23 protein-coding genes, 1 tRNA gene, 1 other RNA gene and 1 pseudogene are annotated in these 25,497 nt (G+C 68.0%); 8 read left to right on the forward strand and 18 right to left on the reverse strand.

The window, feature by feature from the left end; genetic code table 11:
* Positions 1 to 14: 14 nt before the first annotated feature.
* Positions 15 to 1,166 carry an acyl-CoA dehydrogenase family protein gene (locus tag GOAMI_RS04205; RefSeq protein ID WP_006435149.1) on the forward strand — a complete coding sequence of 384 codons (1,152 nt, stop codon included), beginning with the start codon at positions 15 to 17 and terminating at the stop codon, positions 1,164 to 1,166.
* A gap of 64 nt (positions 1,167 to 1,230) precedes the next feature.
* On the opposite strand, the gene GOAMI_RS04210 is transcribed toward GOAMI_RS04205, so the two are convergent.
* Positions 1,231 to 2,115, reverse strand: coding sequence for a LysR family transcriptional regulator (locus GOAMI_RS04210; protein WP_006435150.1), 885 nt, complete (start codon positions 2,113 to 2,115; stop codon positions 1,231 to 1,233).
* A 72-nt stretch (positions 2,116 to 2,187) separates the two neighbouring features.
* Here GOAMI_RS04210 and trxA point away from each other — a divergent pair, with 72 nt between their 5' ends.
* Both trxA and GOAMI_RS04220 read left to right on the forward strand, forming a co-directional pair.
* Positions 2,188 to 2,550 carry a thioredoxin gene (trxA, locus tag GOAMI_RS04215; protein ID WP_006435151.1) on the forward strand — a complete coding sequence of 121 codons (363 nt, stop codon included), beginning with the start codon at positions 2,188 to 2,190 and terminating at the stop codon, positions 2,548 to 2,550.
* Between the two features lie 102 nt (positions 2,551 to 2,652).
* A pseudogene (locus tag GOAMI_RS04220) lies at positions 2,653 to 3,656 on the forward strand (EamA family transporter).
* Here the strand turns inward: GOAMI_RS04220 and GOAMI_RS04225 are convergent.
* Positions 3,635 to 4,729 carry an alpha/beta hydrolase gene (locus tag GOAMI_RS04225; protein WP_006435153.1) on the reverse strand — a complete coding sequence of 365 codons (1,095 nt, stop codon included), beginning with the start codon at positions 4,727 to 4,729 and terminating at the stop codon, positions 3,635 to 3,637. The pseudogene GOAMI_RS04220 and the gene GOAMI_RS04225 overlap by 22 nt on opposite strands.
* A 75-nt stretch (positions 4,730 to 4,804) precedes the next feature.
* Here GOAMI_RS04225 and GOAMI_RS04230 point away from each other — a divergent pair, with 75 nt between their 5' ends.
* Positions 4,805 to 6,106: a MurT ligase domain-containing protein gene (locus GOAMI_RS04230; protein WP_024499596.1), complete on the forward strand. Its 1,302-nt coding sequence runs from the start codon at positions 4,805 to 4,807 to the stop codon at positions 6,104 to 6,106.
* Positions 6,103 to 6,825, forward strand: coding sequence for a type 1 glutamine amidotransferase (locus GOAMI_RS04235; protein ID WP_006435155.1), 723 nt, complete (start codon positions 6,103 to 6,105; stop codon positions 6,823 to 6,825). The genes GOAMI_RS04230 and GOAMI_RS04235 overlap by 4 nt, the downstream gene beginning before the upstream one ends.
* Before the next feature lie 10 nt (positions 6,826 to 6,835).
* Here GOAMI_RS04235 and GOAMI_RS04240 read toward each other — a convergent pair whose 3' ends face one another.
* From GOAMI_RS04240 to GOAMI_RS04275, 8 genes are all read right to left on the reverse strand, one after another.
* On the reverse strand, positions 6,836 to 7,561 hold the full coding sequence (locus GOAMI_RS04240; RefSeq protein WP_006435156.1) for a uracil-DNA glycosylase: 726 nt from the start codon (positions 7,559 to 7,561) through the stop codon (positions 6,836 to 6,838).
* A gap of 33 nt (positions 7,562 to 7,594) precedes the next feature.
* A complete protein-coding gene (locus tag GOAMI_RS04245) occupies positions 7,595 to 8,155 on the reverse strand; it encodes a uridine kinase family protein (protein WP_006435157.1) in 561 nt (186 codons plus the stop codon).
* Positions 8,152 to 9,726, reverse strand: a complete 1,575-nt coding sequence (locus GOAMI_RS04250; protein ID WP_157228266.1) for an alpha/beta fold hydrolase — start codon at positions 9,724 to 9,726, stop codon at positions 8,152 to 8,154. Before GOAMI_RS04250 ends, GOAMI_RS04245 begins: the two co-directional genes overlap by 4 nt.
* A gap of 97 nt (positions 9,727 to 9,823) precedes the next feature.
* Positions 9,824 to 10,435 carry a recombination mediator RecR gene (gene recR, locus GOAMI_RS04255; RefSeq protein WP_006435159.1) on the reverse strand — a complete coding sequence of 204 codons (612 nt, stop codon included), beginning with the start codon at positions 10,433 to 10,435 and terminating at the stop codon, positions 9,824 to 9,826.
* A 51-nt stretch (positions 10,436 to 10,486) separates the two neighbouring features.
* Positions 10,487 to 10,903 carry a YbaB/EbfC family nucleoid-associated protein gene (locus GOAMI_RS04260; protein ID WP_174324705.1) on the reverse strand — a complete coding sequence of 139 codons (417 nt, stop codon included), beginning with the start codon at positions 10,901 to 10,903 and terminating at the stop codon, positions 10,487 to 10,489.
* On the reverse strand, positions 10,881 to 11,210 hold the full coding sequence (locus tag GOAMI_RS04265) for a hypothetical protein (RefSeq protein ID WP_006435161.1): 330 nt from the start codon (positions 11,208 to 11,210) through the stop codon (positions 10,881 to 10,883). The genes GOAMI_RS04260 and GOAMI_RS04265 overlap by 23 nt, the downstream gene beginning before the upstream one ends.
* Before the next feature lie 163 nt (positions 11,211 to 11,373).
* Entirely contained in the window at positions 11,374 to 12,270 is an 897-nt protein-coding gene (locus tag GOAMI_RS04270; RefSeq protein ID WP_193748685.1) for a pseudouridine synthase, read from the reverse strand.
* A gap of 106 nt (positions 12,271 to 12,376) precedes the next feature.
* Positions 12,377 to 12,814 carry an SRPBCC family protein gene (locus GOAMI_RS04275; protein ID WP_006435163.1) on the reverse strand — a complete coding sequence of 146 codons (438 nt, stop codon included), beginning with the start codon at positions 12,812 to 12,814 and terminating at the stop codon, positions 12,377 to 12,379.
* An 80-nt stretch (positions 12,815 to 12,894) separates the two neighbouring features.
* On the opposite strand from GOAMI_RS04275, the gene GOAMI_RS04280 reads away from it, so the two are divergent.
* Entirely contained in the window at positions 12,895 to 14,277 is a 1,383-nt protein-coding gene (locus GOAMI_RS04280) for an FAD-binding oxidoreductase (RefSeq protein WP_006435164.1), read from the forward strand.
* Positions 14,274 to 15,596, forward strand: coding sequence for a class I SAM-dependent methyltransferase (locus GOAMI_RS04285; protein ID WP_006435165.1), 1,323 nt, complete (start codon positions 14,274 to 14,276; stop codon positions 15,594 to 15,596). The genes GOAMI_RS04280 and GOAMI_RS04285 overlap by 4 nt, the downstream gene beginning before the upstream one ends.
* Before the next feature lie 60 nt (positions 15,597 to 15,656).
* On the opposite strand, the gene GOAMI_RS04290 is transcribed toward GOAMI_RS04285, so the two are convergent.
* The 6 genes from GOAMI_RS04290 to GOAMI_RS04310 form a co-directional block, all read right to left on the reverse strand.
* Positions 15,657 to 16,382 carry a M15 family metallopeptidase gene (locus tag GOAMI_RS04290; protein ID WP_006435166.1) on the reverse strand — a complete coding sequence of 242 codons (726 nt, stop codon included), beginning with the start codon at positions 16,380 to 16,382 and terminating at the stop codon, positions 15,657 to 15,659.
* A 32-nt stretch (positions 16,383 to 16,414) separates the two neighbouring features.
* Positions 16,415 to 19,033, reverse strand: a complete 2,619-nt coding sequence (locus tag GOAMI_RS04295; protein WP_006435167.1) for a DNA polymerase III subunit gamma and tau — start codon at positions 19,031 to 19,033, stop codon at positions 16,415 to 16,417.
* Positions 19,034 to 19,076: 43 nt separating this feature from the next.
* Positions 19,077 to 20,537, reverse strand: a complete 1,461-nt coding sequence (locus GOAMI_RS04300; RefSeq protein WP_006435168.1) for a glycosyltransferase 87 family protein — start codon at positions 20,535 to 20,537, stop codon at positions 19,077 to 19,079.
* A gap of 111 nt (positions 20,538 to 20,648) precedes the next feature.
* Complete coding sequence (locus tag GOAMI_RS04305; protein WP_006435169.1) at positions 20,649 to 21,923, reverse strand: aspartate aminotransferase type Ic; 1,275 nt, start codon at positions 21,921 to 21,923, stop codon at positions 20,649 to 20,651.
* 70 nt (positions 21,924 to 21,993) lie between these two features.
* Positions 21,994 to 22,088, reverse strand: an RNA gene (gene ffs, locus GOAMI_RS22475) — signal recognition particle sRNA small type.
* A gap of 153 nt (positions 22,089 to 22,241) precedes the next feature.
* Positions 22,242 to 22,330, reverse strand: a tRNA-Ser gene (locus GOAMI_RS04310).
* Between the two features lie 80 nt (positions 22,331 to 22,410).
* On the opposite strand from GOAMI_RS04310, the gene GOAMI_RS04315 reads away from it, so the two are divergent.
* On the forward strand, positions 22,411 to 23,259 hold the full coding sequence (locus GOAMI_RS04315; RefSeq protein WP_006435170.1) for an NmrA/HSCARG family protein: 849 nt from the start codon (positions 22,411 to 22,413) through the stop codon (positions 23,257 to 23,259).
* A 67-nt stretch (positions 23,260 to 23,326) separates the two neighbouring features.
* Here the strand turns inward: GOAMI_RS04315 and GOAMI_RS04320 are convergent, their stop codons facing one another.
* Together GOAMI_RS04320 and GOAMI_RS04325 are read right to left on the reverse strand one after the other, a co-directional pair.
* A complete protein-coding gene (locus tag GOAMI_RS04320) occupies positions 23,327 to 24,412 on the reverse strand; it encodes a DNA polymerase domain-containing protein (protein ID WP_024499601.1) in 1,086 nt (361 codons plus the stop codon).
* 2 nt (positions 24,413 to 24,414) lie between these two features.
* Entirely contained in the window at positions 24,415 to 25,467 is a 1,053-nt protein-coding gene (locus tag GOAMI_RS04325) for an ATP-dependent DNA ligase (RefSeq protein WP_006435172.1), read from the reverse strand.
* Positions 25,468 to 25,497: the final 30 nt, after the last annotated feature.

Consider the following 25,497-nt stretch of genomic DNA (forward strand, 5'->3'; position numbering starts at 1 on the left):
AAGGGAGAAAAGCCATGAAACGCACCCTCTTCGAAGCCGAACACGAGGCCCTGCGGGAAACCGCGCGTCAGTTCCTGATCCGCGAGTGCCTCCCCTACAACGACGAATGGACCAAGGCCGGTCAGGTCGACCGTGAGATCTTCAAGAAGGCCGGCGACGCAGGCCTCCTGGGCTTCAACATCCCGGAGGAGTACGGCGGCGGTGGCGCGATGGACGACTTCCGCTTCAACGCGGTCGTCGTCGAGGAGTTCGCCAAGTTCGACGGCGCAGCTCCCGGCCTCAGCCTCCAGAACGACGTCGTCGCACCGTACTTCGTCCACCTGGCCAACGACGAGCAGAAGAAGCGCTGGATGCCGGGTATCGCCACCGGTGAGACGATTCTCGCCGTCGCGATGACCGAGCCGGGCGCCGGTTCCGACCTCGCCGGCATCAAGACCTCGGCGAAGCTGGACGGCGACCACTACGTCCTCAACGGCAACAAGACCTTCATCTCGTCGGGCATCAACTCCGACCTCGTGGTCGTGGTGTGCCGCACCAACCCGGACCCCGAGGCCGGCCACAAGGCGTTCTCGCTCCTCGTCGTCGAGCGCGGCATGGAAGGCTTCGAGCGCGGTCGCAAGCTCGACAAGATGGGCCTCAAGGCGCAGGACACCGCCGAGCTGCACTTCAACAACGTGCGCGTCCCGGTCGAGAACCTACTCGGCCAGGAAGGCATGGGCTTCTACCACCTCATGCAGAACCTGCCCTCCGAGCGTCTGTCGATCGGCATCGGTGCGATCGCCGGCGCCCGCGCCATCTTCGACGAGACCCTGCAGTACACCAAGGACCGCAAGGCATTCGGCCGTCCCATCGGCACCTTCCAGGCGAACCGCTTCACGCTCGCCGAGATGGCCACCGAGCTGGACATCGCCGAGGTCTACATCGACCGCTGCCTCCAGGGCGTGCTCGACGGTGAGCTGAACGCCGTCGACGCCTCCAAGAACAAGTGGTGGTGCACCGAGCTCGCCAAGCGCGTCATCGACAGCTGCCTCCAGCTGCACGGCGGCTACGGCTACATGAACGAGTACCGCGTGGCCCGCGCCTACACCGATGCCCGCATCCAGACGATCTTCGGTGGCACCACCGAGATCATGAAGGACATCGTCGGCAAGAGCCTGGGCGTCTGACCCCGAGAGCACGAACGAAGGGCGGTGGCTCACGCGAGAAGCGTGGGCCACCGGCCTTTGTCGATCACTGACCGTGTTCGGCGCCCGCGGCCATCAGAAGTTCGACGACCTGCGCAACCGCCGACCGGGCGCGCGGCCGCACCAAGGCCTCGTACACCCGTGCCGCCCGAACTCCCTTGAGTTCCAGCCGCTTCACGCCCGGGTGACGAACCGCGAACCGCGGCATCAACGCGATCCCATGACCTCCGGCGACGAGCGCCTCGATGGTGGTGAAGTCCAGCATGCGTTGCGTCACCCGGGGCGCGACACCGGTCACCGCCGAGATCGACTGCAGCACATCGTCGACCGGGAAACCACCCTCGACGCTGATCCAATCGTGTTCGGCGAGCTCGGACACCGCCACCTCGTCGGCCTCGGCGAGCGGACTGTCGGCGGGGACGATGACGTCGACCGGTTCACGCATCAGCTCGGCGACCCGCACCCGAGACCGGTTGACGGCGGGTGCCCGTTCGTCCCGGTGGGTCACGACGATGTCGAAGTCCGCAAGAGCCGGAGCTGCACCCGGGTATCCGACGTCGAGGTGAAAGGCGTGCACCTCGATCCCGGACTCGGTGGCGCGATCGAGGACGGTCGGCAACAGCAGCGTCGAGCCCGACGGGAACATCGCCAGCCGCACGCGAGCCCGGCCCGACCGATACGACGCCATCTCTTCCTGGGCCCGGTCGACGGCGGCGATCACCTCGTCGGCCCGCAGCACCAGCGCGCGGCCCGCCTCGGTCAGCCGGATGCGCCGCCCGTCGGGTTCGAACAGCGGCACGCCGGCCTCGTCGGCGAGGACCTTGAGCTGCTGCGACACCGCCGACGGCGTCATGTGCATCGCGTCGGCGACCGCACCGATCGACTCACGATCGGCAAACTCACGCAGCAACCGCAGCCGGCGGACCTCCATGCGCCAAAGGCACCGATACTCGACCGAACCACCCTGCGGAATGTCTCCGCCACCGAAACGGTTGTGTGGAGCATGGCATCACATGACATAACCCTGGAAAACTTTCAAGACACCATCTCGGCCGACGGCATCGTCCTGCTCGACTTCTGGGCGAGCTGGTGCGGCCCGTGCCGCATGTTCGCCCCGGTCTTCGAGAAGGCGTCGGAAGCCCACTCCGACATCTTCTTCGGCAAGATCGACACCGAGGCACAGCAGCAGCTCGCCGGAAGCCTTGGCATTCAATCGATTCCGACGCTGATGGCGTTCCGCGACGGCATCCTCGTGTTCAACCAGCCGGGCGCGCTGCCCGCTGCACAGCTCGAGGAACTGATCGGCGCGGTCGAGGCGCTCGACATGGACGACGTCCGGGCGAAGGTCGCAGCCGCTCAGAAGTGACGGGCTGAGCTCGACCCCCGGATGGATTGTTCAGTAGATCTGAACAATCCATCCGTTTAAATTCGATTGTCCTTCATCACCACGCCTCGGACGATGGTGTCCATGTCCACTCGTGACCGGTTGCTCGCCCTCGGCGTCGTGTTCTTGTGGGGACTGAATTTCGTCGCGATCCACCTCAGTCTCGAGCACTTTCCGCCGTCTTCCTGGCTGCGCTGCGTTTCGCGGTCATGGCGATCCCGGTCGCCCTGTTCGTCCGGTTCCCGAAGGTCCGCCTCAAGTGGTTCCTGGTCTACGTGGCGGGCTTCGGAACCGTGCAGTTCATGTTCCTGTTCCTGGCGATGACCCTGGGTATGCCGGCCGGGCTCGCCTCGCTGGTGCTGCAGACATCGGCGCCCTTCACGGTGATCCTGGGGGTGCTGTTCCTGCGTGAGCGGATGACGTTCGCCCAGGTCGTGGGCCTTCTGGTCGCCGTCGGCGGCATGGGCCTGATCGCCGTCGACCGCGCCACCGGCAGCGATATCGGTGTGGCCGCCCTCCTCCCCATCGGTCTCACCATCCTGGGTGGCCTCAGCTGGGCGATCGGCAACATCGGCGGGCGCCTGGCCCAGCCCGACGACTCGTTCCGCATGACACTGTGGATGGCCGTCGTCGCGACCCCGCCGCTGTACCTGGCGAGCCTGATCATCGAAGGCCCGGCCGCGGGCTTCGACTCACTGATGGCGATCGGCACCGAGACAGGGCTACGTGCGCTCGGCGGACTCGTCTACCTGGCCGTCTTCGGCACCCTCGTCGGCGCCGGCCTGTGGACCATGCTCCTGAGCCGCAACGACGCCAGCAGGGTGTCGCCGATGTCGCTGCTCGTGCCCGTCGTCGGCATCAGCGCATCCTTCGCCTTCCTCGGCGGGGTTCCGACGGTCGGCGAGATCGTCGGAGCGGTGATCGTCGTCAGCGGTTGCGCGGTCGGCGTGATGGCGCGCCCGCGGTCGCGCAGGCGTCACCGAGCACCAGCCGTGGCCACGGTCACGCGCACTGCATCGGAAGGCGATGCCGACCACGCGTGCGTCGGGGCGATCGCGCCCGGACGTCAGCCGGCGATCGACTGCTGATCCGCCGGCGGAGCCCCGTCGAGTGCTCGCCGGACCTCCGCACACATCCGGTCCACCGCCGCGCGGGCGCCCGGGCTGATCAGGGTCATGTTGACGAACCCGTGGATCATCGAACCCTCCCGCCGCAGCGTGACGGGGACCCCTGCTTCCTCGAGCCGTTTCGCGTAGGCGAGGCCCTCGTCGCGCAACGGGTCGAAGCCGGCGACGATGACATGTGCCGGCGGCAGTCCGCCGAGGTCGTCGGCGAGCAGTGGCGAGCAGCGCGGGTCGCTGCGCTGCTCGAGGTCGGGGACGTAGTGGTCGTTGAACCACTCGATACCGTCCGTGGTCAGGAAGAACCCGGTCGCGAACTCACGTCGCGACGGGGTCTGCGCGGAGAGATCGGTGACGGGGTAGATGAGCAGCTGGAAGACCGGCGTCGCCGGTTCGTCCCGGACCAGCCGGGCCACCACGGTGGCCAGGTTCGCGCCCGCACTGTCACCGGCGACGACGATGCGCCGCGGATCGAGCCCCCACCGGGGAGCAACGTCGACGGCGAAGTGCCAGGCCGCGACGGCGTCCTCGACCCCCGCGGGAAACGGATGCTCCGGCGCGAGCCGGTACTCGACCGACAGGACGTCGAGTCCCGTGCCGTGGGCGAGGCGGCGCACGAAGGTGTCGTGGCTGATGCGGCTGCCGGTGACGAATCCGCCGCCGTGGAAGTAGACGAGCAGCCCGCCCGACTCGGTCGACGACCGGTACCGCGTGGCCGGGATCGGACCGGCGGGACCGTCGATGACGAGGTCTTCCTCCACCGCCATGGGCGGCAGGTTCTCGGCCATCGACGCGCCGCTCTCGTCGGTCGCCGAACGCGACCGGGCGACCTCACCCTGGAACGGATTCAAGCCGGGAACGTGTTGATTCGCCCAGCCGATCGCGGCGAGCTCGGGCGCAACCCGCTCGCCGTCGGAGTTGACCGGCGCCCGCCGCCCGAGTGCCGACAATGCGGCGCCGGGAATCCTCCCCGCGGCCAGCAGCACGCCACGCTGGATTCGTGCGGGCAGGGACAAACGCAGATAAGTGTCGCGGCTCACAGTCGCAGAGCCTACCTGCTGGTCGCCGATCGGCACGAGCAACCCGAAGATCGACCCTGTGGAACACTCGTGACCATGCCCGACCGTCCATCGTCCGCCGGATCCGTATCTCCCCGGAGCAACCGCGTGCCCGCCCGCACCTCGGTCGCGCTGGTCGCGGCTGCGGCCGCCCGCTGGGCATCGCGTACCGCGGGACGCGGCAAGGGTTCGATGATCGGCGGCCTCGTCGCCGCCAAGATCGATCCCGACATCATGCGTCGTCTCGCGGCCGGCAAGCACACCGCGATCATCACCGGCACCAACGGCAAGTCGACGACCACGCGGATGACCGCCGCGGCGATGGCCGAACTCGGCGAGGTCGCCACTCAGGCCGACGGCGCCAACATGGACGCCGGCATCATCGCCACCCTCACGCTCAGCCGCACCGCGCCGCTGTGTGCACTCGAGGTCGACGAACTCCACGTGCCCCACGTCAGCGATGCGGTGGACCCCGAGGTGCTGGTCCTGCTGAACCTGTCGCGCGACCAGCTCGACCGGGTCGGCGAGATCAACATGATCGAACGACGGCTCCGCGAGGGCATCGCCCGCCATCCCTCGACCACGGTCATCGCCAACTGCGACGACGTGCTGGTGACCTCCGCTGCCTTCGACGCCCCCGACGTGGTGTGGGTGGCCGCCGGCGCCGGCTGGGTCGGCGACTCGGTGAGCTGTCCCCGCACCGGCGAACCGATCGTGCGGTCCGGTGAGGGCTGGCAGTCGACCGGCGACGAGAACTTCCGTCGGCCCACGCCCGACTGGTGGTTCGACGACGAGAACATCTACGGGCCCGACGGTTTCTCCGCCCCCATGACCCTCGCCGTCCCCGGCCGGGCCAATCGTGGCAACGCGACGCAGGCGGTGGCGGCCGCCGTCGCGATGGGAGCCGACCCGGGCAAGGCCGCCGCCGCGGTCGGAACCGTCGGCGAGGTCGCCGGGCGCTACGGCATCCACCAGATCGGAAACCATTCCGTCCGAACACTTCTCGCGAAGAACCCGGCGGGCTGGCAGGAGGCCTTGTCGATGATCGACCAGGACGCCGACGGCCTGGTGATCGCGGTGAACGGCCAGGTTCCCGACGGCGAGGATCTCTCCTGGCTGTGGGACGTGCGGTTCGAGGCGTTCGAGACGATGCAGGTGGTGGCCGCCGGCGAGCGGGCCGCCGACCTGTCGGTGCGTCTGCTCTACGCGGGCGCCGAGCACACCACGATCCCCGATCCGATGGCCGCGATCGCCTCGTGCCCACCGGGGCGGGTCGAAGTGCTCGCCAACTACACCGCGTTCCGCGATCTGGGGATCGCCATGGAACGTGCGGAACGTGCACGGAGGGCCGAACAGTGAGCGAGTCGACGCTGCGCATCGGGCTGGTCCTGCCCGACGTCATGGGCACCTACGGCGACAGCGGCAACGCCCTCGTCCTCAAGCGCCGCGCGATCATGCGCGGCATCGACGCCGAAGTCGTGCACATCACGCTCGACGACCCGGTTCCCGATTCGCTGGACGTCTACACCCTCGGTGGCGCCGAGGATTACGCCCAGCGCCTGGCGACCCGGCACCTGGCCCGCTATCCCGGCCTGCAGCAGGCCGCCGCGGCGGGCCGCCCGGTCCTGGCGATCTGTGCCGCCATCCAGGTACTCGGCCACTGGTACGAGACCTCGGCGGGCGAACGCGTCGACGGCATCTCGCTGTTCGACCTGACGACGGCGCCGCAGGCGAAACGCAGCATCGGTGAGCTGATCACCGAACCGACTCTGGCCGCGCTCACCCAGCCGCTCACCGGATTCGAGAACCACCGCGGCGGAAGCACACTGGGCTCAGACGCCGCACCTCTCGCTCGGGTCAAACACGGCGTCGGCAACGGCGTCGGCGACGGCACCGAGGGCGTCGTGCAGGGCAGCGTGATCGGCACCTACATGCACGGTCCGGCGCTGGCCCGCAACCCGGAGCTCGCCGATTACCTCCTCGCAACCGCGATGGGCGTCGAATCGCTTGCGCCGCTAGACCTCCCCGAGGTCAGCCGGCTGCGCAAGGAGCGCCTCGCCGCCGGGCGGCGACGGTAGGAGAACAAGCTCACTGCCCCAGAGCGATCCCCGCCGACTTTGCCGCCCGCTGCAACACCTCGACGAGCATGTCGACGGTCAGCCGCCCGGTGAAGGTGTTGTGCTGGCTCACGTGGTAGCACCCGAACACCTCGAGTGTCGCGTCGCCGCGGGTCAGGATCGTCGACGCCCCGTGCCCGAACTTCGGTGCCGGACGTGGCACCGTCCAGCCGAGCGCACCGAATGTGCGCAGTGCCGACTGCCAACCGAAAACGCCGAGCGTGATCACCGAACGCACTGTCGGAGAGAGCAGTTCGAGCTCGCCGTGCAACCAGTACGAACACCGGTCCCGTTCCTCTACGGTCGGTTTGTTCTGCGGCGGAGCGCAATGCACGGGTGCGGTGATCCGCGTACCGAACAGCTCCAGCCCGTCATCCATCGCCGCCGAATGCGGTTGACTCACCAGGCCGGCGAGATACATTGCGGAGAACAGGAAATCGCCGCTCTGGTCGCCGGTGAACATCCGGCCGGTGCGGTTGCCGCCGTGTGCGGCAGGTGCGAGTCCGACGATCAGCAACCGCGCGTCGGCCGGTCCGAGGCCGGGCACCGGACGTCCCCAGTACTCCTGGTCGGAGAACGCGCGACGCTTCTCCCGGGCCACCTGTTCACGCCACTCGACGAGCCGCGGGCATGCGCGACAGTCGATCAGGTGCGCATCGAGTTCCGCGAGATCGCGGAACCGCCGTCGAGTGTCCATATCCGACAGTAACCGCGAGCCGCGACCGGCCGGTCAGTCCAGTACGACGCACCGTTCGCGGGTGCGGTCGACGGCGAACCAGCCTCGTTCGAACTCCTGCCACTGCCGCAGGTGTGCCCGCGACTCCTCGCCGTCCCGCGCGACGGCCCGCTCCAGGCGCTCCGCCTCGGTTCCGCCGTCGAGCCACAGGGCACGAGTCCGTCGGTCGGCGATGCGACGCCGCGCCGACGAGACGCCTTCGATGATCAGTAGTGGCTGCCATTCGATCCACACCTGCGGGCCCGGCGTCGCACGGCCGTCGCGCCAGACCCGAGGACGGTAGCGGTAGTCGCGGCGTCGGACGAAGGAATGCAGGACATCGGCCTCCAGCTCGGGCCACCACGCGACCGGGTCGTCCCAGGTCGCGAAGTCGTCGGTGCGCACCAGCGTCACGCCGACCCCGCGGTCGCGCAACCGGGCGACCAGCAGATCCGCGACCGTCGACTTCCCGGCGCCCGACGGCCCGTCTATCGCGACGATCCCCGAGTCGAGACCCGCAGCGAGCTCGGCGAGACGCGCGCCGACCTCGGGCGCGACGCGGTCGGGTACCGTCACCAAGCCGTCGCGCCCACGGTCAGGCTCGGCGGGAACCGGGTCAGCGACGCCGTGATCGGCGCCTCCGGAACCCGGGTCACCGCCGTCCGTCCGGTCCTCAGGTATCCGGCGATCGCGGCGTCGAGTGGCCGATTCCCGCGGCCGAGCTGGGCGTGGTCGCCTCCGCCGACGGTGATCAGGTGGCTGCCCATCCGGCGTTGCATGACCAGACTTCCGCGGTACGGCGTCTGCGGGTCCCCGACGCTCTGGATCTGCAACGGCCGTACGGCGAGTCCCCGATCCCTGATCCGGATCGGACGGGCGACCGGGGGTGCTCCGGCACAGGCCATCCCCGAACGGTAGACGAGTCCCGGCGCCTCGAACGGGTCGGCGGTGACGTAGCCGGTGATGAACGCCGAAAGGCTCATCGACGGATCCGCGGGCACCTGGTTCTCGTTGCACAGGACGGCCGCCTGCATGTCCTGTGAGACCGTCGCCGCTTCGAGGACCGCGGGCGAGGGCTTGGCGAACTCCCCGGGGGCGCCGGCCGTCAACATCGCGATGACCGGCCAGAAGTTCCGATCGGGCGCGAACGCCCGCGTCAAGACCAGAAGTCCCGAATTCGCTTGCACCGAACCAGGTGTCAGCAGCGTCGCGACGAAGTTCTCGAACCGTGCACGCGCATCCGCGGTCAGGTCGGTTCCGGCGATGTACTGTTCGGCGATGGCGCGGAGCCCTGGCGGAACGTCCCCGACCTGCGCCGGCGGCGCGACCAGCGACGGCGGGACACCCGCCTCGGCGCTGACGTGATTGCTCCACTTCCGGTACACGGCGAGCGGAGTGGTTCCCAGATGGTAGACGTGGTCGTGGCGGGCGATCCACGCCATCATGGCGTGGACACGGGCCTTGTAGCCGGGGGTCTGTACATCGAGCAGGCTGTTCCACACGACGCCCGGATCGAATCCGGAATCGAGGACCATGCGGTCCACCCGCTGGGGGAACAGCGTGGCGTAGGTCGCGAAGAGCAATGTCCCGTACGAGACCCCGTACAGACTGATCTTGGTCTCGCCCAGCCGGCGGCGAACCACCTCGATGTCACGCGCGGTGTTCTCCGTCGTCAGGGTCGCCCCCAGACCGGGCGTCCGCCGCGCACACCGCTCGCGATTGAGTTTTCCTGCGGCGGTGAGGATTTCGGATTCCGCGCCGGTGAGCGGAGCGCACTTCAGTGGCGTGCCCGACACCAGGCCGCGCGGTTGCACGGCGACGAGATCCCATTGGTCGCGCACCTCGGCCGGCGGATGCAACTGGCTGAACATCGCGATCCCGTCGCCGCCGGGGCCTCCCGGATTCCCCATCAGGACACCGCGGCGTTGCGCCGGATCGCGGGCTGGGACGCGACTCACCAGGAGCTCGATCGTGGGCCCGTTCGGCTGGGCGTGATCCAGCGGGACCTCGACCGCGGCACACCGGACGCTCGACGGAACACCGTGAACGGCGGGACATGAGGTCCATTCCAGCTCGGGTACCGCAGCCCCGGCGGAAGGCACGGCCCGTGCCGTGTCCAGCAGGCCGATGGCCGCGATCGCGGCCATCCCCACCGCGATCACCCGGATTCGTTGACGCCCCCGCTTCAGCGATATCACCTTCCGACATTAGCCGGGGTCGCGCAACACGCCCCGCGTGCGGTGCTCAGGCCAGAATCCGGCGACCGGACAGCGCACGGCCGAGCGTCAGTTCGTCGGCGAACTCGAGATCGCCGCCCATCGGCAGACCCGACGCCAGCCGTGTCACCGACAGCCCGGGGAAGTCTTTGAGCATGCGCTGCAGGTAGGTGGCGGTCGCCTCGCCCTCGGTGTTGGGGTCGGTCGCGACGATCACCTCGCTGACGTCGACTCCGTCCTCCTGATTGGCGAGCCGCCGGAGCAGTTCACGAATGCGCAGCTGGTCGGGCCCGATCCCGGACAACGGGTCGAGCGCACCGCCGAGCACGTGGTAGCGGCCGGTGAACTCCTTGGTCCGCTCGATCGCGTGGACGTCCTTGGGTTCTTCGACGACACAGATCTTGGTTGCGTCACGCCGGGAATCCGAGCAGATCCGGCACAGCCGATTCGCCGACACGTTGCCGCATTCGGCGCAGAAGACGACGTCGTCGCGGACGCGTCCGAGTGCGGCGATCAGTCGGTCGATGTCGGACTTCTCCCCGGCGAGCAGGTGGAAGGCGATCCGCTGCGCACCTTTCGGACCGAGACCCGGCTGCTTGGCCAGTTCGTCGATCAGATCTTGGATCGGTCCTTCATACATCGTGTGCCCGGGTTCTCTGGTGTCGTGGGGAGGATCGCGCGGCGGGCGCGATCAGCCGCCGAGCCCGGGGATACCGCCGCCGAGGCCTCCGGCCAGCGGACCCATCTTCTCCGTGGTGAGCTGCTCACGCTTCTGCGACAGGTCGGCGAGCGCGCCCAGCAACAGATCCTGCAGGGTCTCCACGTCTTCGGGGTCGACGACCTTGGGGTCGATGGACACCGCGGTCACCTCACCGGTGCCGTTGCCGGTCACGGTGACCAGGCCGTTGCCCGCGCTTCCGACGATCTCCGCCGCGGCGATCTCGTTCTGTGCGGACAGGAGCTTCTCCTGCATCTGCTGCGCCTGGGCCAGCAGTCCCGCCATCGGGTTCTCGCCGCCCTGGCCGCCGCCGAACAATGCGCTGGGATCGAATGGTTGCGTCACGCCGTCCAGGGTAGCCCCCGGGTCAGCGCAACAATCGATCGACATGCGCGGCGATGTCGTCGACGGTCACCTCGTCGACCGGGCTGATCTCGAAGGACAGCACCTCGTCCCCGAAGAGTCGGCTTGCCCGGCGGGTCAGCGAGAACTCGAAACGGTCGTCGACGCGCCGCCACTCGACGATGCCGCCGTAGACGGGCGCGCTCGCCCCGGTCGTGACGCAGTGTTCGTCGGCGCGCGGTCCGCCGGTGAGATCGCGCTGGATCTGGAAACAGGCCAGCGACTCGTCGTCGATGAAGACGACGGCTTCACATCCCAGGTCGGGGTGTCGCTCATACGACGCTCGAATCGTCACGGTGGCCAGGGTAGATGCTCACGTGCACCCATAGCCATCCACCGAAAAGCGCCCCCGAGATGCGCCCTCTGGAAGTCCGGCACGGACGATATGTCGCCGGCGTCCTGCTGGAGGGCGCATGTCGGGGGCGGTTTACGGGGGCGGATTTCGGGGGGTGTCGAGGTCAGTCCGACCACACCGAGCGTCGGCTCTCGAACCGGCGCGGCGTGCCGTCGAGCGGATCGGTGAACTCCAGGACGTGTGCGACCAGCCGCAGCGGGGACGTGAAGTCCCCGTGGTCGGGTCGTTCCGCCAGCTCCGGGCGGACATCGGGATACAGCGGATCGTCGACGATGGGGACGCCCAGCGAGGACATGTGCAGCCGCAGCTGATGGGTACGTCCCGTGTGCGGCACCAGCCGGTACACGCCACCGCGGTCGGTCTGCTCGACGAGGGCGATGTCGCTGATGGCGTTGACCGGGCCGTCGACGACGCGCGCCCGCAGATCACCGGCGGTTTTTTCGATACGGTCGCGCACGGTGACGGTGTCGGCGAGCGCCTCGTCGACCGGCGCGAGCGCGCGATACTCCTTGCGCGCCTTCCTCGACGCGAAGAGGTCCTGGTAAGCAGCCCGGACCTCGGGTCGCAAGGTGAAGAGCAGGATGCCGGCGGTGAGGCGGTCGAGACGGTGGGCCGGCGAGATCGTGTCGCTGTCCAACTCGCGCCGGAGTCGCACCAGAGCGGTCTGCGTCACGTGGCGACCCCGCGGCATGGTCGCCAGGAAGTGCGGCTTGTCCACGACGACGATGTTGTCGTCGCGGTAGAGCACCGGGACGTCGAAGGGGATCGGGACCTCGTCGGGGAGATCGCGGTACAGATAGAGCGAGACGTTCACCCGCGACGGCGCGTCGAGGTCGACGGGTTGACCACCGGCGTCGACGATCTCACCCGCGGCGGCGCGCGCCCGCAGTTCCGCGGCGCCGAGGCCCGCGAGACTCGGGGACGCGAGGAGCGCTTCGCCGACGGTGGATTCGGGCCCCGACCGCAAGACCACCCGCGTGGAGTCGACGCCGTCCCTGATCGGAAGCGGCGACGGTCGGGCCCGGCCCCTTCTGCGCGGGGTCAGTTCTCTGCGCCTGTCAGTTCTCTGCGCTGTCAGTTCTCTGCGCTGTCAGTTCTCTGCGCTGTCAGTTCTCGAGGCGCTTCTTGAGGTTGCCGAGCACCTCGGCCTGAATGCGGTTGAGTCCCTTGGGCGCGAAGGTCTTCTCGAAGAAGCCGCCGATGCCGCCCGCACCGTTCCAGGTGGTGGTGGTCGTGACGCGCGAACCGCTGCCCGACGGGGCGACCTTGTAGGTCGTCACCATGGTGGAGTTGGCGTCGCGCTCGGTGACGGTGTCCGGGGTGACGCTGACGGTCGCCTGCACGTCACGCTGCCGCTTCGAGGTGGCCTGCAGAATCCAGTGCACGACGGTGCCGTCGCCGTTACCGCCGCTGATGACCTTGTAGTCGCGGTACTGCGCCGGGAGGATCGCCGGACGCACGTCGTCGTAATCGGCGAGCGCCCCGATGACGGCGTCCGGAGCGGCGGTGATGTCGATCGATTGTGATGCGGAAACCTGACCCACGATGGACACTCCTTAGGACGAAACGATTGGCGGGCGAACTGATCAAGTCCTAGGCTAACCGGGTGAGCTCTGGGCTGGAGATGGGGGGACAGGCATTTGACCAGGGGGTGTCCACCCTACTGGCCAGCTATCGTGCCATTCCTCCGAACGCGACCGTGCGCCTTGCGAAGAAGACGTCCAACCTCTTCCGCAAACGCGCAGCCAATCCACATCCCGGACTGGACGTCTCCGGACTCGACCGGGTGATCTCGGTCGACCCCGACGCCCGAACCGCCGACGTCGCCGGGATGTGCACCTACGAAAACCTCGTCGCGGCGACCCTGCCCTATGGTCTGGCGCCCCTGGTGGTCCCCCAACTCAAGACGATCACCCTCGGCGGCGCGGTGACCGGCCTCGGCATCGAGAGCACCTCCTTCCGTTCCGGACTCCCGCACGAGTCGGTGTCGGAGATCGACATCCTGACCGGTGACGGTGAGATCATCACCGCCACACCCACCAACGAACATGCCGATCTGTTCTTCGGCTTCCCGAACTCCTATGGCACGCTGGGCTATTCGGTCCGACTGCGCATCGAGCTGGAACCGGTGAAGCCCTACGTCGCGCTGCGCCACGTGCGGTTCACCTCCGTCGCCGAGCTGCAGTCGACGATGGAGACGATCGTCACCGACAAGACATACGACGGCGAGCACGTCGACTACCTCGACGGAGTCGTGTTCTCCGCCAACGAGTCCTACCTCACAGTCGGACGCCAGACCGACGAGGAGGGCGCGGTCAGCGACTACACCGGGATGGACATCTACTACCGCTCCGTCCAGAGCAAGACCACCGACCGTCTCACCATCCACGACTACCTCTGGCGCTGGGACACCGACTGGTTCTGGTGCTCGCGCGCTTTCGGTGCGCAGAACCCGAACATCCGCCGCTGGTGGCCGAAGCGCTACCTGCGCAGCAGCTTCTACTGGAAGCTGATCGCGTTCGACCAGCGCTACGACATCGGCGACCGGCTCAACGCGCGCAAGGGACTTCCGCCGGGTGAACGCGTCGTGCAGGACATCGAGGTGCCGATCGAGCGCACCACCGAGTACGTCGAGTGGTTCCTGGACAACATCCCGATCGAGCCGATCTGGTTGTGCCCGCTGCGTCTCCGCGAACCCGCACTGCCCGGCTCGGACCCGGTCCGCCCGTGGCCGCTGTACCCGCTCGAACCGCAACGCACCTACGTCAACGTCGGCTTCTGGTCGGCCGTGCCGGTCACCCCGGGCGATCCCGGGCACACCAACAAGATCATCGAACGCAAGGTCGCCGAACTCGACGGCCACAAATCGCTGTACTCGGAAAGTTTCTACGAGCCGGACGAGTTCGACGAACTCTACGGCGGTGAGAGTTATCGGCTCCTGAAGAAGCGGTACGACCCCCGCGGCCGTCTTCTGGACCTCTATTCGAAAGCGGTGAAACGCCAATGACGACGTTCAAAGACAGCGCACCCGCCGGTGCGGATCCCCACACCTGGAAAATGTCCTTGTCCGAGATCTTCGAGACCCTCCTCGGCGGCAACCTGTCGATTCGGATCTCGGCATACGACGGCAGCAGCGCCGGCCCGGCAGACGCCCAGTACGGCCTCAACCTTAAGACGCCGCGCGGCACCACCTACCTCGTCACCGCAACCGGTGACCTCGGCCTGGCCCGCGCCTACATCGCCGGCGACCTCGAACTCGTCGGAGCGCATCCCGGCGACCCCTACCCCGCACTCAAGGCTCTCGCGAGCGACCTGGACTTCCACCGCCCCTCGCCGCTGGCCCTGGCGCAGATCGCACGGTCGCTCGGCATCGAGCACTTCAAGCCGATCGCCCCGCCCCCGCAGGAAGCCGTGCCGCGCTGGCGTCGCTTCGCCGAAGGCCTGCGGCACAGCAAGGCTCGTGACGCCGAGGTCATCCACTACCACTACGACGTGTCGAACGCCTTCTACGAGTGGGTCCTCGGCCCCTCGATGACCTACACGTGTGCGGTCTACCCCGACCACGACGCGTCGCTGGAGACCGCGCAGGACAACAAGTATCGCCTCATCTTCGAGAAGCTGCGCCTCAAGCCGGGCGACCGGCTGCTCGACATCGGGTGCGGCTGGGGCGGAATGGTCCGCTACGCCGCCAAGCGCGGCGTTCACGCCATCGGCGCGACGCTGTCCGCCGAGCAGGCCGAGTGGGCGCAGAAGGCCATCGTCGACGAGGGCCTCACCGACCTGGCCGAGGTGCGCCACAGCGATTACCGCGACATCACCGAGTCCGGCTTCGACGCGGTGTCGTCGATCGGTCTGACCGAACACATCGGTGTCAGCAACTACCCGGCCTACTTCGGTTTCATGCGTGACAAGCTGCGTCCGGGCGGAATGCTGTTGAACCACTGCATCACTCGGCCCGACAACGCCAGCCGCAGCAGGGCGGGTTCGTTCATCGACCGCTATGTGTTCCCCGACGGCGAACTCACCGGTTCGGGCAAGATCATCTCCAAGCTCCAGGACATCGGCGGCATGGAGGTCATCCACGAGGAGAACTTCCGCGAGCACTACGCGATGACCCTCCGGGACTGGAACGCCAACCTCGTCGAGCACTGGGACGAGGCTGTCGCCGAGGTCGGTGAGGGCACCGCCCGCCTGTGGGGCCTGTACATGGCGGGCTGCCGGATCGGCTTCAACCGCAACATCATCCAGCTCCACCACGTGCTGGCGACCAAGCTCGACGACCACGGTGGACACCAGGTCCCGCTGCGGCCGTGGTGGAACGCCTGAGTCCCCTCGACCAAACGAAACCCCGTCGGATCACCGGCGGGGTTTCGTCGTTCGAAGGTCTCAGGTGAGGGGGACGTCGATGATCGGCCGGCGGACGTCCGCGCCTGGTCCGTCGAAGTGCCACCATTCGCCGGAGTAGACGCTCAGTCCCCCGGCGGCCATCGCCCGGCGCAGCCCAGCCCGCGCGGCCTGCGCAGACACCGAAACCCCTTGCGTTGCAAATGCGGTCGCGCGTGGAGTGAACGAGTCGAAGTCGGTGCCCATGTCGATACGGCAGAGGTCGCCGACCTTACGCGGAGCCGGACAGCTCGGGTTGCGGACCGCCAGCGTGACGTCGACCGAGCGCCCGGATTCGTGGCTGGTCGAATAGGGGCCGGGTGCCGCGACCCACGCCGGATCGGGCACTTTCCGGAACATGCGCTGCTGCACCGAATGCGGCCGATAGCAGTCCCAGAACACCAGGGTCTCGCCACGGGCCCGCAGCCTCCGGGCCGCGGTCCGCAGGCCCGGAGCCATCGACTCATGGACCAGACAGCGGGCGTTGCGCGGGTACAGCTGCTCACCGACGAAGTTGTCGGTGGTCGCGTACCGCAGATCCAGCACCGCGTCCGCGACGACGGTCTTCACGTCCACCAGTCCGAGGGAACGCGCCTGTTGGTCGACGGTCTGCCGTGGCGTCGACGGCGATCCGTTGGGTGCCGCTTCGGCACCGGCCATCGACAGCATGAGAGCCACCGTCGCCGCAGCCGGCGTCATGACCAGACGTAGAACCGATCGCAATCGCATGTCTGCGTTCTACCAGCCCGTGATCACGACGGTCACTCGATCGGCCGTGCCCCGAGTTCCGACTTGAGCAGCTCGAGGGCCACCAGGTCGGGATCCAGGCGCTGTTCGGGCGCTCCCGTCCTCGCATCGGCGACCATCTCGGCCCGCTCCTCGTCGGGGATGTCCTCGTCCGCGCGTGGCGGCTCGGGCTCCTCCGGTTCGGCCACCGGCTCGGGCGCGGGGGCCGTGGCCACCGACTGGTCCCGGGCACGACTCGGCCGCGAGTACGACTGCCGGGGCTTGGCCTGCGGTTTCGTCGGCTGCCCGCCGCCGGCCACCGACGGCGCGACTGCAGTGCCCGGGGCCTGGTGGACCGTCCGCACGTCGAGCGGTGTGCCGAAGACCTCGGCGAGTGCCTCACGGATGATGGTGACCGCATGCGGCGCGGAGAGTCGTCCGACGAGCACCTCGACCGGATGCGCCAGGACCACCGTGGTGCCCTCCAGATCGGCGATGACCGCCGCCGACAACATCGGCTCGAGACTCTTGGAACGCTCGCGGACCGCTGCCCGGATCTCCGGGTACCGCGTGCGGACGGCGTCGGCGTCGAGTCCACCGGAGGGAGCAGGTTCGGGCTCCGGTTCCGGTTTCGGCTCAGGCACCTTCGCCCGCACCGGCATCGCGTCGGGCGGCGGGACCGAGTACTCGTCGACCGGCTCGTCCGGCAACGGGATGTCGTCGAAGTGGACCGACTGCCCCGGCTCGGGGGCGGGTTCCGTGGCCGGTTCGGCCCCCCGTGCGCGCGACGGTGGCTCCGGCGCCGTCGGGGTGCCGCCGTTCCGGACTGAGGGGGTGACGTCGGTCCGCACGGGTTCCGGCGCCGGCGGCGCTGTTGCCTCTGCCTCGACCGGCGACTCGACTGCGGCGACGGGGAGATCGAGCGTCGGCGCCTCGGCGTCCGGAGCTTCGGTGTCTGGAGCGTCGGTGTCTGGAGCGTCGGCGTCCGGAGCTTCGGCGTCCGGAGCTTCGACGTCTGCGGATTCGAGGTCCCCGAGATCGAGCGCATCCGGGTCGGGGAGGGCGTCGAGCGCAGGCTCCTCGACACTCAGCTCCTCGAGCATGTCCGCGTCGTCGGTGGTGTCCTCGACGTCGGCCATCAGCGCGACTGGATCGGCAACGACCGGCTCCGCAACGACCGACTCCTCGACCACAGGTGTCTCGAAAACCGGGTCAGCGGCCACGGGTTCAGCGGCGACGGGTTCAGCGGCCACGGGCTCGGGTGCCGGCGCGACAGGCTCCGGCGCGGTTGGTGTCGGCGGTGTCGGCATCGGCGCCGGGGGCGTCGGGGGCGGGGGCGTCGGTGCCACGACGGCGACATCGGCCTCGGCTTCCTCCGCCGCGGCGCGACGGGCCTCTTCAGCCGCCTTCGCCTCTTCCATCGCCTTACGCTGCGACGGGCGCACGAACTTCGGTTCCGGTTCTGGCTCAGCGGGTTTCGCCGGCACCGGGATCGACGTCGAACCGATCCCCGATTCCAGACGCTCGAGCCGCTGCAGCAGAGCGGCGTCGTCGTTCGACACCGCGGGCAGCAACATGCGCGCGCACATCACCTCGAGGAGGAGGCGCGGCGACGTGGTGCCGCGCATCTCGCCGAGGGCGTCGTGCACGATCTCGGCGAAGCGCGTCAACGAGGCGGGACCGAGCGTCTCGATCTGACTCTGCATGCGTGCGAGCTGATCGCCCGGCGCCTCGACGAGCCCACGGTCGGCAGCATCGGGAACGGCCTGCAGCAGGATCAGGTCGCGGAGTCGTTCGAGGAGGTCGACCGCGAAACGGCGGGGATCGTGACCCGCGTCGACGACCTTCTCGACGGCCCCGAACAACGCCGCGCCGTCGGCCGACGCCAATGCGTCGACGGCGGTGTCGATGAGGGCGATGTCGGTGACACCGAGCAGCGCGAGTGCACGCTCGTAGGCGACGCCCTGGTCGTCGGCGCCGGCGAGGAGCTGATCGAGGATCGACAGCGAGTCACGCGGCGAACCCCCACCGGCACGGATGACCAGTGGGTAGACCTCGGGTGCGACCGTCACACCCTCGCGCTCGCAGATCTTCTCCAGCAGACCGCGCATGACCGGCGGGGCGAGCAGACGGAACGGATAGTGGTGCGTGCGCGAGCGGATCGTCGGCAGCACCTTCTCCGGCTCGGTCGTCGCGAACACGAAGATGAGATGCTCCGGCGGCTCCTCGACGATCTTGAGCAGTGCGTTGAAGCCGGCGTTGGTCACCATGTGTGCCTCGTCGACGATGAACACGCGATAACGCGACTCGGCCGGCGCGTAGAACGCGCGGTCACGCAACTCGCGGGTGTCGTCGACGCCGCCGTGGCTGGCCGCGTCGAGTTCGATGACGTCGAGATTGCCTGGTCCACCGGGAGCGAGCGCCACGCACGACGAGCACGTGCCGCAGGGCCGCGAGGTAGGGCCTTCGGCACAGTTCAACGACCGCGCCAGGATTCGCGCCGACGACGTCTTGCCACAGCCGCGCGGACCAGAGAAGAGGTACGCGTGGTTGATGCGCCCGGAGTCGAGGGCACGGCTCAACGGATCGGTGACGTGCTCCTGCCCCACGACGTCGGCGAAGGTAGCCGGGCGATAGGTGCGATACAGAGCCACGCGTCGAGAGTACCGGCGACCCGTGACATCGGATGCGCCTGCCTCACACTGCGGGCGATGCCCCTGTCTCGGGTGCGTCACCCATCAGCTCGCCGGCGGTTCCGACCAGGTCATCGACCATCTCGTCGGACAGATCCACGTGGTCGGCGTGGGTCCGGACGGACGGTTCGACAGCCTGGGAGCTGCCACCGTCGGCCTGATCGGTGGGCAATCCGCCATCGGCGATGCCCGCTACCGCGACCCCGGGAGCGATGACTGCAGCCGGGTCGGACTCGGTGGCCGAACGGGAACCGAAGAACCGGAGGGCGACGACCGTCGCGATCAGAATCCCGAGATACGCCCACAGATACGGGCTGACGGTGAACCAGTTGAGCCAGGTGACCCGCGTCTTCACGTAGAGACCCGTGTAGTAGGCGTCGGGCAGGAGCCCCGGGACATGCGTCGGCCACGCGAACGCCAGCAGCACGACGGCCGTGGCGGATGCTGCCGCCAGGCCACGTTCGACCTGGGTGCGTCGGGTGTCGAGAGCCAGGTGGACGCCGGCCACCACGATCGGCACGAACCAGACCCAGTGGTGACCCCACGACATCGGCGAGACCACACATGCGGTCATGCCGACGATGCTGATCGCCACCAGTTCCTGCCCTCGGCGATGGGCGTAGGCGGCGACCGCGAAACCGGCGACGAGGGCGGTCACGACCAGTGCGGCCCACAGGAGAGTCGACGGATCGTCGGTGTCGAGGTGGTTCGCGAGCATCCCGCGGATCGACTGGTTGCCGCGCAGCTGCGCCGAGCCGACACGGTCGGACTGGAACAGCTTGCCGGTCCAGTAGGCCCACGAGTCACGCGGAAGCGCGATGAAGCCGATCGCCACCGTCATGGCGAATCCGCCGATGACCCCGAAGAACGCTCGCCAATTGCGTTGCACCGCGTAGTAACCGGCGAAGATCAGCGGCGTCAGTTTGATTCCCGCGGCGATACCGGTGCCGATGCCCTTGGTCTTGCTGGTGTCGGGACGGGTGAGGTCCGCCAGGATCAGCAGCATCAGGAAGACGTTGATCTGGCCGTACCAGATGGTCGTCCGGACGGGTTCGAGCAGCATCGCCACCGCGACCAGCGCCATCGCGATCACGCGCAGCGTCCACGTGACCGGCCGGCCCAGGCTGCGGAAGCTCAGCATGACGACGAGGTAGAGGGCGACCACGATGCCCGCGGTCCACAGCCATCGCGCCACGTCGAACGAGATCCACGCGAGAGGTGTGAAGAGCAACGCCGAGAACGGCGAGTACGTGTAGTCGAGGTCGCCGATCATCTTGACGTCGTAGAGGCTGGCACCCTCGGTGACGGCTTGAGCTCCCTGCCGATACACGGCCAGGTCGATCTGATTGTTGAGCAGACCCCAGAACTGGGCTCCCCAGGGCACGACGACATCCTGGAGTGCCAGAGCGATGACCCCGACGATGGCGAAACCGGATGCGAGAAGAACCGGCCTGGGCAGATTCACGATTTACAAGAGTGGCATATGGATCGGTGCATACCGGTTCACTCCCGCCGAATGAGAGCTATCTAACGTTGCGTGGGCGTTTCGATGCGGCGTGTCGGCGAGACGAGTGGCTCAGTTGCGCTCCGCCAGCAGGGTCTCGGCCGACGCGAGGAGCACGCACGTCGCGACCCCGTCCATCGCGGCCCGCAGGTCGTCGGTGTTCGGGAAGGTCGGCGCCAGACGGATGTTCCGGTCGTGCGGATCGGTCTTGTAGGGGAACGCGGATCCGGCACCGGTCAGGGCGATCCCGGCTTGTTTCGCCAGTTCGATGGTGCGTCGGGCCGCGCCGTCGACGACGTCGAGGCTGATGAAGTAGCCGCCCTCGGGCTCCGACCACGAAGCGACCTTCGACTCGGCCAGCCGATCCTCGAGGATGTCGAGCACCAGCTTGAACTTCGGCGCCAGGATCTCGCGGTGGCGGGCCATGTGGGCGCGCACGCCGTCGGCGTCACCGAAGAACTTGAGGTGACGCAGCTGGTTGACCTTGTCCGGACCGATGGTCTTGAAGCCGAGGTACTTGCTGAACCAGGCGATGTTCTCGTCCGACGACCCGAAGAACGACACGCCGCCACCCGCGAACGTGATCTTCGACGTCGAGCCGAGGACGTACACGCGATTGGGGTGCCCGGCCTCGGCGGCCATCTCGAGGACAGGCAGCTGCGTCGGCGCGGCATCGACCAGGGTGTGAACCGCGTAGGCGTTGTCCCAGTAGATACGGAAGTCGGGGGCGGCCGGCATCGCGAGCAGGCCGCGTGTCACCTCTTCGGAGAACGTGACGCCGGTCGGGTTGGAGTAGGTGGGCACCGCCCACAGACCCTTGATGCTCGGGTCGTTGGCGACGAGCTCGGCGCAGAGCCGGACATCTGGACCGTCCGGGAGCATCGGCACCGGGATCATCTCGATGCCGAAGCTCTCGGTGATCGCGAAGTGCCGGTCGTATCCGGGGGCCGGGCACAGGAACTTGATCTTCTGGCGGCCCCACGGTTCGTCGGAATCGACGGTGCCGTGCAGCAGGCCGAAGACCGTGAGGTCGTGCATGAGTTCGAGGCTGGAGTTGCCGAACGCGATCAGGTTCTTCGGGTCGACGGCGAGGAGCTCACCGAAGATCTCGCGCAGCTCGGGCAATCCGACGAGGCCGCCGTAGTTGCGGGTGTCGGTGCCGTTGCCGTCGCGGTAGTCGTCGCCGGGCAGGGACAGCAGCGCGTTGGACAGATCCAGCTGTTCGGGAGCCGGCTTGCCGCGCGTGAGATCGAGCTCGAGACCCAGGGCGGCCAGCTCGTCGTAGCGCTTCTTCAGGTCCGCCTGGGTGTCACGTAGTTGGTCGGCACTCATCGAGTGGAAATTCAACGTTGGACCTCTCGCGCTGGACGCCGGCGCGGGTGTCCGACGACACAGACCTGGAAAAATGAATCGGGGATATAGGGGACCCCGCGCACCCGAGAGAGCCCGTTGACCCTTGCTGCCTTCCGGCCCTGGGGGAGTTCACAGGATGCACGCCGCGCGGGATCCGTCGTCCAGTGTAGCGAGGGTTCACGGCTGGGCGACACCGGGTCTTCGCGACGTCGCGGCGGGCACCTCCGCGCAGGTCCTGGCGGGTTACGAACCGGAGATACGACGAAGGTCCGCGGTGCGACCCCCTTGCGGGAGTGCACCACGGACCTTCGGTGGCGGAGGATAGGGGATTCGAACCCCTGAGGGCTGTTAACCCAACCCGCGTTCCAGGCGAGCGCCATAGGCCACTAGGCGAATCCTCCAACGACGAGATGATAGCCGCCGGGCACGCCCACACCCAAACCCGCTTGCCGGTCACGCGAACCGCACTAGGGTCGGGGGCATGTCCGATTCCTCTCCCGTCGTCGTCATCGGAGCCACCGGCGGTCAGGGCGGCGCGGTGCTCGACGCGCTGCTCGAGGCCGGTGTCGCAGTGCGCGCACTCGTCCGCGACGCCGTGTCGTCGAAAGCGGCGGTGCTCGCCGATCGCGGCGTGGAACTCGCCGTCGGTGACATCGTCAGCGGCGTAGGCCTAACCGATGCGTTCACCGGCGCGGCGGGCGCCTTCGCGCTGACGACGCCCTTCGAGTCCGGCGTCGACGCCGAGGTCGCCCAGGGCACCGCGCTGATCGAGGCGGCGACCGCGGCCTCGCTCCCCTATCTCGTCTTCTCGTCGGTGGCCTCCGCCGACCGCGACACCGGTGTCCCTCACTTCGACTCCAAGTTCGAGGTGGAGAAAATGCTCGCCGGCACCGGCATCCCGCACACGATCGTGGGGCCGGCCTACTTCTACGACAACCTGCTCGCCGGTGCCGACGCCCTCGCCGCCGGGGTCATGCCGATCGCGATGCCCGCCGACAAACCGCTGCAACAACTCTCACGTCGCGACCTCGGTCGTTTCGTGGCGACGCTGTTCCAGGACCCGGGTGCGCATGCCGGTGAACGCATCGACATCGCCTCCGACGAGCTGACGCCCGCCGAGATGGCGCGGGCCGTAGGCGACGTGCTGGGCACCACCGTGAGTGCGGAATCCTATGACCCCGAACGCATCCCGTCAGCCGACCTGAGCGCGATGTTCGCCTTCCTCGGTGACCGCGGGTACGAGGTGGACATCCCTGGGCTGCATCGCCGGTTCCCCGAAATCGAGTGGCAGACCTTCGCCGAGTGGGCGGCGGAGGCGCTGCGCCGCTGACCGGAGAACCTTCCGTATGACGTTGAACCCGGAAACCGGGCACAACGTCATACGCGTCTGCAGCGACTCACGCGTCGGAGCGTCGGTTGCCCTTCTCGTCCCAGTGCTCCGCGACCTTCTTGCTGGGCTGCACGCGTGGCGGCTCGCCCGGCATCTTCGGGTAGCTGGGCGGATAAGGCATGTCACCGAGGCCGTTTGCGTCATCCGTCTGCACCATCTCGAGCAACTTCTCGATGCCACGGCGGTGATCGGCGATGTCGACCCACGGATCACCGCGGTCCTCGAGCAGGTTCGGGACCGTCGCCATGGTGCAGTCGTCGGGATCGACGTCTTCGAGTTCGGCCCACGTCACCGGCGTCGACACGCGTCCGGTCGCACTGCGTCGTACCGAGTAGGGCGAGGCCATCGTGCGGTCACGGGCGTTCTGGTTGAAGTCGATGAAGATCCGTTCCCCCCGTTCCTCTTTCCACCATGACGTGGTGACGTGGTCCGCGTCCCGGCGTTCGAGTTCACGTGCGAGCGCAATGACACAGCGCCTGGTGGCGATGAAGTCCCACCGGGGTTCGATGGGGACGTACACGTGAATTCCCCGGCCACCGGAGGTCTTCACGAAGCCGGTGAAGCCGAGTTCGTCGAGCAGCGGCCGCAAGCCGTCGATCGCCACGCGCCGCACATCGTCGAACGTCGTGCCGGGTTGCGGGTCGAGGTCGATGCGGAGCTGATCGGGATGGTCGTTGTCCGGATGCAGGGTCGGCCAGGTGTGGAAGGTGACGGTGCCGAGATTGGCCGCCCACACCAGATCCGCAGGCACCGTGGGACGGATGGCGTCCCCGGTCCGCTTGGACGGGAACACGATCGGCGTGGACTGCACGTGTTCCGGACGCTTCTTGGCGATGTGCTTCTGATAGATCTCCTCCCCCTCGACGCCGTCGGGGAATCGTTGCAGGAACGTCGGCCGGTCTCGGGTCGCGCGCATGAGCGGTCCGTCGCCGCTGTCGTCGACGCCGAGTGCGACGGTCCGGTAGTACCCCACGAGATCCCGCTTGCGGCCACCGTTCTCGCCGAGTTCGGGGAAATAGATCTTGTCCGGGTTGCTGAGCCGCACAGCGACTCCGGCGACGTCGAGTTCTTCAGCGGGAGAACGTGATGCCATGGTCATTCCCCTTCCAGGACGTCGTGCAGGTCGTAGGTGAGCGGAACCTCGAGCTGGTCATAGCCGCAGCTCTGGGGGTCTCGGTCCGGCCGCCAGCGCAGGAACTTCACGGTGTGCCGGAAGCGCTGGTTCTCCATCTGGTCGTAGGCGAACTCCGCGACCAGTTCGGGGCGGATAGGGATCCACTCCCCCGACTTCTCCGACCGCCACCGGGTGGGTTCACCCGGCGCCGGCTTCCCAGGGTCGAGCCGCATCGGCTCGAACATCTCCTGCAGCTCAACACGTTTGGCATCGGAGAACGCCCCCGCACCGCCGACCATGCGCAACTCGCCGTCGTCGCCGTAGAGCCCGAGAAGCATCGAGCCGATCCCCCTGCCCGACTTGTGAATCCGATAGCCGAAGATCACGCAGTCCGCGGTCCGCTTGTGTTTGACCTTCAGCATCTCGCGTTTGTTCTCGACGTACACCCCGTCGAGCCGTTTGGCCACGACCCCGTCCAGGCCGGCCCCCTCGAAAGCGGAGAACCAGTCCTCGGCAACGGCGGGATCGGCGGTGACCCGGCTGACGTGCATCCGCCGGTCCCGTCCACCGGGCCCGACCGCGCGCAACAACGCCTCTCGACGGACCGCGAACGGTTCCCCGTTCACCGCGGTCGACTCCAGGGCGAGTGCGTCGAAACCGATGAAGATGGCGGGCGTCTTCTCGGCGAGCATGCTGACCCGCGACTCGGCGGGATGAATGCGCTGCGCGAGGGAATCCCAGTCGAGACGGTGCGTGTCACCGATCAGTGCGGGTACCCCGATCTCGCCGTCCAGGACGACCCGGTCGGGCAACTCCGCCTTCGCCGCCGCCACGATCTCCGGAAAGTAGCGGGCGAGGTCCTTCCCGCCGCGAGAACCGATCGCCACCTCGTCGCCGTCGCGGAAGATCAGGGCGCGGAAACCATCCCACTTGGGTTCATACGACCAGACCGTCTCGCCGTCGGGCTGTGGCGGTACGGCGGTGACCGCCTTGGCCAGCATCGGGGCTACGGGCGGCATGACCGGAAGATCCATGGCTTCACTGTTCCTCACACCTCCGGGCGC

It is taken from the genome of Gordonia amicalis NBRC 100051 = JCM 11271 (genome assembly GCF_000332995.1).
GTDB lineage: Bacteria > Actinomycetota > Actinomycetes > Mycobacteriales > Mycobacteriaceae > Gordonia > Gordonia amicalis.